The sequence below is a fragment of the Vibrio sp. 2CM40D genome, from assembly GCF_023161825.1.
GTDB lineage: Bacteria > Pseudomonadota > Gammaproteobacteria > Enterobacterales > Vibrionaceae > Vibrio > Vibrio alginolyticus.
Genome location: NZ_JALNTL010000027.1, coordinates 1 through 2,090 on the forward strand (window position 1 = coordinate 1; position 2,090 = coordinate 2,090).

The 2,090-nt window shown below is 52.8% G+C and carries 1 rRNA gene; it reads left to right on the plus strand.

Features of this window, described 5'->3' with window-relative positions:
* Positions 1-2,058, plus strand: a 23S ribosomal RNA gene (locus MTF70_RS24230); the annotation flags it as partial.
* Positions 2,059-2,090 lie beyond the last annotated feature (32 nt).

The window sequence follows — 2,090 nt, forward strand, 5'->3', positions numbered from 1 at the left end:
GAATACTACTGGGGGTAGAGCACTGTTAAGGCTAGGGGGTCATCCCGACTTACCAACCCTTTGCAAACTCCGAATACCAGTAAGTACTATCCGGGAGACACACGGCGGGTGCTAACGTCCGTCGTGGAGAGGGAAACAACCCAGACCGCCAGCTAAGGTCCCAAATTACTACTAAGTGGGAAACGATGTGGGAAGGCTCAGACAGCCAGGATGTTGGCTTAGAAGCAGCCATCATTTAAAGAAAGCGTAATAGCTCACTGGTCGAGTCGGCCTGCGCGGAAGATGTAACGGGGCTAAGTAGTAAACCGAAGCTGCGGCAATGCACTTTAGTGCATTGGGTAGGGGAGCGTTCTGTAAGCGGTTGAAGGTGTGTGGTAACGCATGCTGGACGTATCAGAAGTGCGAATGCTGACATGAGTAACGATAAAGGGGGTGAAAAACCTCCTCGCCGGAAGACCAAGGGTTCCTGTCCAACGTTAATCGGGGCAGGGTAAGTCGACCCCTAAGGCGAGGCCGAAAGGCGTAGTCGATGGGAAACGGGTTAATATTCCCGTACTTCTTACAATTGCGATGGGGGGACGGAGAAGGCTAGGTGGGCCTGGCGACGGTTGTCCAGGTTCAAGTGCGTAGGCTGAGAAATTAGGTAAATCCGGTTTCTCTTAAGGCTGAGACACGACGTCGAGCATCTACGGATGTGAAGTCATTGATGCCATGCTTCCAGGAAAAGCCTCTAAGCTTCAGATTGTAAGGAATCGTACCCCAAACCGACACAGGTGGTCGGGTAGAGAATACCAAGGCGCTTGAGAGAACTCGGGTGAAGGAACTAGGCAAAATGGTACCGTAACTTCGGGAGAAGGTACGCTCTCGACGGTGAAGTCCCTCGCGGATGGAGCTATTGAGAGTCGCAGATACCAGGTGGCTGCAACTGTTTATTAAAAACACAGCACTGTGCAAAATCGCAAGATGACGTATACGGTGTGACGCCTGCCCGGTGCCGGAAGGTTAATTGATGGGGTTAGACTTCGGTCGAAGCTCTTGATCGAAGCCCCGGTAAACGGCGGCCGTAACTATAACGGTCCTAAGGTAGCGAAATTCCTTGTCGGGTAAGTTCCGACCTGCACGAATGGCGTAATGATGGCCACGCTGTCTCCACCCGAGACTCAGTGAAATTGAAATCGCTGTGAAGATGCAGTGTACCCGCGGCTAGACGGAAAGACCCCGTGAACCTTTACTACAGCTTGGCACTGAACATTGACCCTACATGTGTAGGATAGGTGGGAGGCTTTGAAGCGCAGTCGCTAGATTGCGTGGAGCCGTCCTTGAAATACCACCCTTGTAGTGTTGATGTTCTAACGTCGACCCCTTATCGGGGTTGCGGACAGTGCCTGGTGGGTAGTTTGACTGGGGCGGTCTCCTCCCAAAGCGTAACGGAGGAGCACGAAGGTGGGCTAATCACGGTTGGACATCGTGAGGTTAGTGCAATGGCATAAGCCCGCTTGACTGCGAGAATGACAATTCGAGCAGGTGCGAAAGCAGGTCATAGTGATCCGGTGGTTCTGAATGGAAGGGCCATCGCTCAACGGATAAAAGGTACTCCGGGGATAACAGGCTGATACCGCCCAAGAGTTCATATCGACGGCGGTGTTTGGCACCTCGATGTCGGCTCATCACATCCTGGGGCTGAAGTCGGTCCCAAGGGTATGGCTGTTCGCCATTTAAAGTGGTACGCGAGCTGGGTTTAGAACGTCGTGAGACAGTTCGGTCCCTATCTGCCGTGGGCGTTGGAGAATTGAAAGGGGCTGCTCCTAGTACGAGAGGACCGGAGTGGACGAACCTCTGGTGTTCGGGTTGTGTCGCCAGACGCATTGCCCGGTAGCTAAGTTCGGGATCGATAACCGCTGAAAGCATCTAAGCGGGAAGCGAGCCTTGAGATGAGTTCTCCCTGATACTTTAAGTATCCTAAAGGGTTGTCGTAGACTACGACGTTGATAGGCAGGGTGTGTAAGCGTTGTGAGGCGTTGAGCTAACCTGTACTAATTGCCCGTGAGGCTTAACCATACAACACCCAAGGGGTTTTGATGGACTCAATG